Origin of the sequence: Escherichia sp. Lx600-2 (genome assembly GCF_036662595.1) — a bacterium.
GTDB classification, from domain to species: domain Bacteria; phylum Pseudomonadota; class Gammaproteobacteria; order Enterobacterales; family Enterobacteriaceae; genus Escherichia; species Escherichia coli.
This window is the reverse complement of the sequence record NZ_JAYQWM010000129.1, coordinates 1-7,384: the sequence shown is the minus strand read 5'-3', so window position 1 is coordinate 7,384 and position 7,384 is coordinate 1. Positions and strand designations below refer to the sequence as shown.

Below are 7,384 nucleotides of genomic sequence, written 5' to 3'. Positions count from 1 at the left end.
TCATTGGATTAACAAACATTCCTGGTCAAATAACCTATGAGCTCAGATTACCAAAACGGAGGGTAAAGACAAAAACAAAAGCACAAAAAATTTAAATAGATAAACAGCGACAATATATAAATGATAAATAAGTCGGCATTATCATTTTTCACCTTATTTTCATGACATTGATCACTTTGAGGTGACGATTTTGTTTAACAAATAACTCTTCGACATCACAATCATTGATAGTTGCCATAGAAATTATTTCAATGATATATAAAAACAACTGTGATAACACCAGGGTTGACAACTATTTGCGCAATAATTCCTTTCCTTCAATGATCCAGGCGTTCACTGTCAGCACCCCATTCAGCCGCATGCTGACAGTGAGAAACTGAAAGATTATTGCTGATCCCTGTGGCTGACGAGTCTTTCCCTTAATCGATTAACCAGATTGATCGCCAGCCAAACAAGGGCATTAAGCAAATTTATCGTCACAAGCACTTCTCCCAGCCCGGTACTGGGTTTTGCAATAAGGATGACCAGGAGAGTGATCAGCATAAATGCAATGGAAAAGATGATATAGAGAGTGAAATAATCCAGATTATTACTATTGTTCATGCTACTAATGGCAATCCTGTCAAAACTTTCAAACAATTATAGCAAACAAAATAATGAACAATAGTAACAAGAGGCAACGAGCTAATTAGCTGTCTATAATTACACCGCATCATGGCCTTAGTGATCGATTTTCACTCAACCACAACCTTCACCTTCGGTTTAGAAAGGATAATTTTGACCAGGTCGATGTATGTAACAGGTTTATAGAAATAATAACCCTGCTGAAATGTGATATTATTTTGGTTCAGATAGTCAAGTTGTTCTTTGGTTTCGACACCTTCAGCGACGATACTGATCGAAAGTTTACGCGCCAGATCCAATACACAATCCAGAATCCGAGTTGATTCTGGGTCTGCGTTTACGCGGCCAACGAAACTGTGATCAATTTTGATATAATCAATATGCAGGTCATGCAGAAAAGAAAGCCCTGAGTAGCCAGTACCGAAATCATCCAACGCGATGACAAAACCATTTTCATGCAGAATGTTCAACCGCTGAACCAGACTTTCATCAACATTTAATGGCTCACGCTCGGTAACTTCCAGAACGAGGTTTAAATCGCGGCGGGTAAAACTGTCACGGTAATTTAAGCACTCGTCGACAAACGTCGGCGAAATAATATGCGAGGCGCTAAAATTAATTCCAATATGAAAACCTTCCGGCAATTTACTCGCGATAGCGTTCATCTGTCTGGCAACCTGATTCATCAGGCTTTGCGTAAGCGGAACGATTAATCCGGATTTTTCAGCAAGTGGAATAAATGCCGCGGGTGAAATATATCCACCGTGAGGTTGTTTCCAGCGGGCTAACACCTCAACTCCCCGCAATGTCCCTTCCCGACCATTCACCACTGGTTGGTAAAAAGGGACGATCTCCCCATTATTTATAGCCCGCCGCAGGATCTCTTCAGGCGTTGCGCTTTTATTGAAATACCTATCTAGCAGGAAGGCAGCGGCGCAGGCGATTAACAGAATAAAGATCAAAATCCCAAAGCCTTTATCGATAAGTCTGTAGAAGCTAAAGAGTGGCGGCGAGTTAAAGATAATAGTGAAATGATATTTTGTGGAGTGAACCTTCTCGGTATAGGGATAATGTCCATTAAGCGTTATCACATCACCCGTAGGTCCAATAATGTCATCCGCCACGCGTAATACATACCTTACCCCTTTCAAGGGTACATTAAGCGCCCCGCGAATATGCTGATCACTTATCGTAACCAAAATGCGCGTATCTGCAAATTGGCTCTGATAGAGCAGGATAGGTAATCGATTAACGGTGTCGATTGCCGGAGCCAACAGTAAATTACTGTCCGGGAAAACAGGAATACGAGACAGCAGGACCCGATTCCCCGGTAAGGATGTACACCAGACCGTACCCTGTTTGAGAATGATGATTGTGCGCAGGTGAGGTTTCAGAGCTGCTTCAGTGCCAAGCTGATATTGCTCCTCGAGGTCGCATTCCTTCCCGGCAATGTTAACCGCTGTTTGAGTCGCCTGTGACGCTTCTTCAAGTATATGATTGATATTGTTGGCGGCATATCTTGCTCCCGCCAGGTACTCTGCTTTTGCGGAATACCAGAGCTGGATGTTCAAAATAGCGACACCGGTTATAAACAAGCATATCGCAACGAGGATGGGTATGAGTGTATTGCGCATTCGCTTGTCCCGAACAAAGGGTTTAATACATGAAAATGACGTTCATTCGCTCGCGCTGGCGTCTACAGAGAGCATGGTAGAGAGCATAAGAAATATCCACGCCGAAGATAAAATTTTCTCCATCTTCATCTAACCTATTAATTATTGAGCACAATGTAGGCAGAATTAAACAAATTAGGTGGGATATCAGGCGTCAAGAATGGAAAACGAGCGCTCTCCATTCCTGTTTGCCCCCTGATATTGCGGATATATTAAGAAAGCATAACGCCTGAAATGCTCACTTTGCACCAGCATGATGATACAGCTGATGTTTATTCTATAACCTTACTCAAGTTCTAAGAGAGCACGGATTCCCTGTCATTAATAATGATATCCGTTAGTGTAGTCTTATGCATTTCAATGTACTGCAATATTTGCAGATAGAGATCAGAAAGAATCACACTGGTTTCATCTTTTAAACGCAAGCGTAAAGCCTGATCAATAATATGACTATCAACATACCCATGCGTCATGAATACCTCCCTCTCGAGATTTTTAAACAAAGCACATTGAAAAATAAATCTCTCTGGGATTGAATTATTCATGTCAGCCTCGTAGAAATATTAACCCAATAAAATTATGCTGTGTATAGTCTAAAGCGACAGACAAAAATAAGATGAATGAGTTTTCTATAAACTTATACTTAATAATTAGAAGTTACATATCATCAGCTGTGTATCGCAACACGATTTCCAGTGTTTTTCTGATCACGTCAGCTTTGAGAATATCACTTGTTGTTTCCAGGGAGTGTATCAGACTTAAGATAATATTTTTATTATTAACATTATCGCCTGAAAGCATTAAATTAGTCACAGCCTGCCCTAACACTGCTGACTCTTCTTCTAACAAATTACCCGAACTGCGAAAGTAACTTGATAACGCTTTATCAGTTATTGCATTATGAATTGTAGTATCTTCAAGCATGGTAACCTCTCATCTTACTTATGAAATTTTAATGTATTCTGTTTATTTTCTTACCATTGAACATACTTTTATTGTCAGCTATCGCTGTTCTTCGGTTTGGCCCTCCTGTATCACTGTTGCTAAAATCACGAATTATGCTGTCAATTAAATCTCGTCGGAAAGCATTTTCCTCAGCCGATTTCATTACGAGTAATTGCTTAATAAGAGTCTGCACCGAAAAATTTATCTTCATGCGCAGTATCTGGAGCACCGCCTGGCCAGTAATTTCATATTTTATACTTTCATTATCAGATGTCTTCATAACGACTTCATAGCTAACCTGTTAAATAATCAGGCTGTTGCATTATTCAAAAAGCAACCCAATTAGTGCATTATAATGTTTCTGTTCCTCTTCCCCTGTCGCTTGTTCCAGTCGGCAAAGAAGTTTGGCACAAAGCGACTTTCGACTCAGATTACGTCCATCTTTCAAAATCTCAGTCACAATTTCCCCGAGAGTTTCCTGCTGAGTAGGCAAGTTAGCTTTTGCAAAGTAACGAGTGATTGCTCCCGCAGAATCTAAAGTCACTGAATTTTGATGCATGCTACGCCTCTGTTAAAAATGTTAATCAATGTTAAGTGAGGTAACAATAGCAAACTTGTACGAAATATGTGTACAGAATGATAAATTAATTTTTTGCAATTAGTGCTAATGCATATAAAACAATACGTTATGATAAAACATATTGCATCATTTAACTGACAACCTATACAAGATTTTTCGCCAACTCGTGTTCAACTTTTTGCATTTTTTATCAATGTAAAGAAACAGTTATGTTTTGGTATTAAAAGAAAGACACCGGAAGATATGTCTGTTACCGTCTTACTCTCGCCTCTCCCATTACCCTGGACAGTTAATGCTTACCACCCTTATTTATCGTAGCCATATACGTGACGACGAACCTGTCAAAAAAATCGAAGAAATGGTTTCGATAGCAAATCGCAGGAACATGCAGTCTGACGTAACAGGGATCTTACTGTTTAATGGTTCTCATTTTTTCCAGCTTCTGGAAGGTCCGGAAGAACAGGTTCAAATGATATATCGGGCTATATGCCAGGATCCTCGGCACTATAATATTGTTGAACTGTTGTGCGATTACGCGCCTGCTCGCCGTTTTGGTAAAGCAGGAATGGAATTATTTGATTTACGCCTGCACGAGCGAGATGACGTTTTACAGGCCGTATTCGACAAAGGCACATCAAAATTTCAGCTAACTTATGATGACAGAGCGCTACAATTTTTTCGTACTTTTGTCCTTGCAACCGAACAATCAACCTATTTCGAGATCCCTGCTGAAGACTCCTGGCTTTTTATCGCTGACAGATCTGATAAAGAACTTGATTCCTGTACCCTTTCACCAAATATAAACGACCACTTTGCCTTTCATCCTATTGTTGATCCCTTATCGCGGCGGATAATCGCTTTTGAAGCCATTGTGCAAAAAAATGAAGACAGCCCGTCAGCTATAGCGGTTGGGCAGCGTAAAGACGGGGAAATCTACACAGCGGATCTCAAAAGTAAGGCGCTTGTATTCGCGATGGCACACGCACTTGAGCTCGGTGATAAAATGATATCTATCAATCTATTACCTATGACCCTGGTTAACGAGCCTGACGCAGTCTCTTTTTTACTTGATGAAATAAAGGCCAATGGTCTGGTGCCTGAACAAATCATCGTTGAATTTACTGAAAGTGAAGTCATATCTCGGTTTGATGAGTTTGCCGAAGCGGTTAAATCGCTAAAGGCTGCCGGTATCAGTGTAGCAATTGATCATTTTGGCGCAGGTTTTGCTGGTTTGTTACTCCTGTCACGCTTCCAGCCTGACAGAATTAAAATCAGTCAGGAATTGATTACCAATGTTCATAAAAGCGGACCACGGCAGGCAATTATTCAGGCGATCATAAAATGCTGTACATCACTTGAAATTCAAGTCAGTGCTATGGGCGTGGCAACACCAGAAGAGTGGATGTGGCTTGAATCCGCAGGAATTGAGATGTTTCAGGGGGATCTGTTTGCTAAAGCTAAATTGAATGGTATCCCTTCAGTTGCGTGGCCGGAGAAAAAATAATTTTCAGCACATTATTTTGCAAGTTTTCTGGAAATCATCGTGAAAATGAATACGTTATGTTTTAATTTAATCCACATTAAAAATAATGTTTCATCCAATTTAGCTGAAATCTTATTTATACTTTGTACAATTTTAGCGTATATTGTACAAAGTATTATTGGGTCGTGTACAGGCGACGGAGATTTGTGACCGCAAGGAGGAATTGTGGCTTATTACAGCATTGGTGATGTTGCTGAACGTTGCGGGATTAATCCTGTCACTCTCCGGGCCTGGCAACGCCGCTACGGTTTGTTAAAACCACAGCGCAGTGAAGGCGGACACCGACTCTTTGATGAAGAAGACATACAACGTATCGAAGAGATCAAGCGTTGGATAAGTAATGGCGTCCCTGTAGGCAAAGTTAAAGCATTACTGGAAACCACCAGCCAGGATACGGAAGATGACTGGAGCCGCCTGCAAGAAGAGATGATGTCAATTCTTCGTATGGCTAATCCTGCCAAACTACGCGCGAGAATTATTTCACTGGGTCGAGAGTACCCAGTAGATCAATTGATTAATCATGTTTACCTTCCTGTTCGCCAGCGTCTCGTGCTTGATCACAACACCTCCCGCATTATGAGCAGTATGTTTGACGGCGCACTAATTGAATACGCAGCAGCCTCGCTTTTCGAAATGCGCCGTAAGCCCGGTAAAGAAGCCATTCTGATGGCGTGGAATGTTGAAGAGAGAGCTCGATTGTGGCTGGAAGCATGGCGTTTATCATTGTCAGGATGGCATATTTCTGTTCTTGCTGATCCCATTGAATCACCGCGCCCGGAACTGTTCCCGACGCAAACATTGATTGTCTGGACAGGCATGGCACCAACGAGAAGGCAAAATGAACTTTTACAACACTGGGGTGAGCAAGGTTATAAAGTCATCTTTCATGCCCCCTAATTTCACCTTTATCCCGCCCCTTAGACAGAATGTTATAATCTGAACCCACAACAGCGTTTGTACCGGAGCTGGTCCATTACAAAATGCTCACCGGGAGAATTCAGGTAATCCCCCTTTCACACTTTGTACATATCACAGCCAAAGGACAGACCAGATTGAAGTGGTAAAACCGATCGTGCACACTACGCAGTCTCACAACTAACAAGAGGTTATTATCCTGATGGATCAGGTCGTTGTTTTTCAAAAGATGTTTGAGCAAGTGAGAAAAGAGCAAAACTTCTCCTGGTTTTATTCAGAATTAAAACATCACCGTATTGCACATTACATTTATTATCTGGCTACGGATAACATCAGAATTATTACTCACGATGACACGGTTTTGTTATTAAGAGGAACCAGGAACCTGTTAAAAGTTAGTACGACCAAGAACCCTGCTAAAATAAAAGAGGCCGCATTGCTTCATATTTGCGGAAAATCTACATTTCGGGAATACTGTTCAACACTGGCAGACGCGGGCGTTTTCCGTTGGGTTACTGATGTTAATCATAACAAACGCAGTTACTACGCCATTGATAATACGCTTTTATATATTGAAGATGTAGAAAATAATAAACCATTAATCTAGCTTAAGTTGGATGCTTAAGAAATGCTTCATAATTCAGTAAGGCATTAGCATAATGGGAATAAAAGTACAGAGACTATCCCTATGGATGATAAATACTGTCCTTTTATTGCTACCCATAAATAATCACCAGGCCAATACTATCAAATTGATATTTGAAATGTGATCACTTGACTTTCTATACGTTATTTTATAACGGTTAACATATTTATAAAACCAACGGGCGTGCCATACGCCCGTTTCAATACTTAACGCACATGTGTTTTGGTTTAGTCATCATCCAGTTATATGTATTTTAGCCAGGAACAGGTTAAACCTTTCCTATATAACTCAAAAATTGAAACCTTATTCTCATGTCATGCTTATATTCATTATTATCGTTATATAAAAAGGCAACCATAATGTTTAGCAAATTGGCACAAAGTAGCATAAAGGCTATGATTTAATTACAGTATGTTCAGTCATTTGAATGTATAACATTATAGCTAAACAAATATAAA

At 40.4% G+C, this 7,384-nt stretch carries 11 protein-coding genes; 5 read left to right on the top strand and 6 right to left on the bottom strand.

Features of this window, described 5'->3' with window-relative positions; translation table 11 throughout:
- Positions 1-384 precede the first annotated feature (384 nt).
- The 6 genes from ymgF to ycgZ all read right to left on the bottom strand — a co-directional run bounded on the left by ymgF (position 385) and on the right by ycgZ (position 3,801).
- Positions 385-603: a cell division-associated protein YmgF gene (gene ymgF / locus OQV04_RS22650; protein WP_001299921.1), complete on the bottom strand. Its 219-nt coding sequence runs from the start codon at positions 601-603 to the stop codon at positions 385-387.
- A gap of 131 nt (positions 604-734) precedes the next feature.
- On the bottom strand, positions 735-2,258 hold the full coding sequence (locus OQV04_RS22645; RefSeq protein WP_101969378.1) for an EAL domain-containing protein: 1,524 nt from the start codon (positions 2,256-2,258) through the stop codon (positions 735-737).
- 335 nt (positions 2,259-2,593) lie between these two features.
- Positions 2,594-2,842 (bottom strand): protein YmgC, encoded by a 249-nt coding sequence (ymgC, locus tag OQV04_RS22640; protein WP_001065752.1) that lies wholly within the window; start codon positions 2,840-2,842, stop codon positions 2,594-2,596.
- Positions 2,843-2,954: 112 nt separating this feature from the next.
- Positions 2,955-3,221: a biofilm/acid-resistance regulator AriR gene (gene ariR / locus OQV04_RS22635; RefSeq protein WP_000888778.1), complete on the bottom strand. Its 267-nt coding sequence runs from the start codon at positions 3,219-3,221 to the stop codon at positions 2,955-2,957.
- Positions 3,222-3,249: 28 nt separating this feature from the next.
- Positions 3,250-3,522 (bottom strand): hypothetical protein, encoded by a 273-nt coding sequence (locus OQV04_RS22630; protein ID WP_000858015.1) that lies wholly within the window; start codon positions 3,520-3,522, stop codon positions 3,250-3,252.
- 42 nt (positions 3,523-3,564) lie between these two features.
- Positions 3,565-3,801: a regulatory protein YcgZ gene (gene ycgZ, locus OQV04_RS22625; protein ID WP_000554146.1), complete on the bottom strand. Its 237-nt coding sequence runs from the start codon at positions 3,799-3,801 to the stop codon at positions 3,565-3,567.
- A gap of 313 nt (positions 3,802-4,114) precedes the next feature.
- Between ycgZ and bluF the strand changes: the two genes are divergently transcribed.
- The 5 genes from bluF (at position 4,115) to OQV04_RS22600 (ending at position 7,330) form a co-directional block, all read left to right on the top strand.
- Positions 4,115-5,326, top strand: coding sequence for a blue light-responsive regulator BluF (gene bluF / locus OQV04_RS22620; protein WP_001536901.1), 1,212 nt, complete (start codon positions 4,115-4,117; stop codon positions 5,324-5,326).
- 204 nt (positions 5,327-5,530) lie between these two features.
- Positions 5,531-6,262 (top strand): DNA-binding transcriptional repressor BluR, encoded by a 732-nt coding sequence (gene bluR, locus OQV04_RS22615; RefSeq protein ID WP_000332300.1) that lies wholly within the window; start codon positions 5,531-5,533, stop codon positions 6,260-6,262.
- A 220-nt stretch (positions 6,263-6,482) separates the two neighbouring features.
- A complete protein-coding gene (locus tag OQV04_RS22610; protein ID WP_000373096.1) occupies positions 6,483-6,887 on the top strand; it encodes a DUF1398 domain-containing protein in 405 nt (134 codons plus the stop codon).
- A gap of 52 nt (positions 6,888-6,939) precedes the next feature.
- Positions 6,940-7,050 carry a protein YmgL gene (ymgL, locus tag OQV04_RS22605; protein WP_032143442.1) on the top strand — a complete coding sequence of 37 codons (111 nt, stop codon included), beginning with the start codon at positions 6,940-6,942 and terminating at the stop codon, positions 7,048-7,050.
- Positions 7,051-7,285: 235 nt separating this feature from the next.
- Positions 7,286-7,330, top strand: a complete 45-nt coding sequence (locus OQV04_RS22600) for a hypothetical protein (RefSeq protein WP_238887790.1) — start codon at positions 7,286-7,288, stop codon at positions 7,328-7,330.
- The last annotated feature ends 54 nt before the right edge of the window (positions 7,331-7,384 follow it).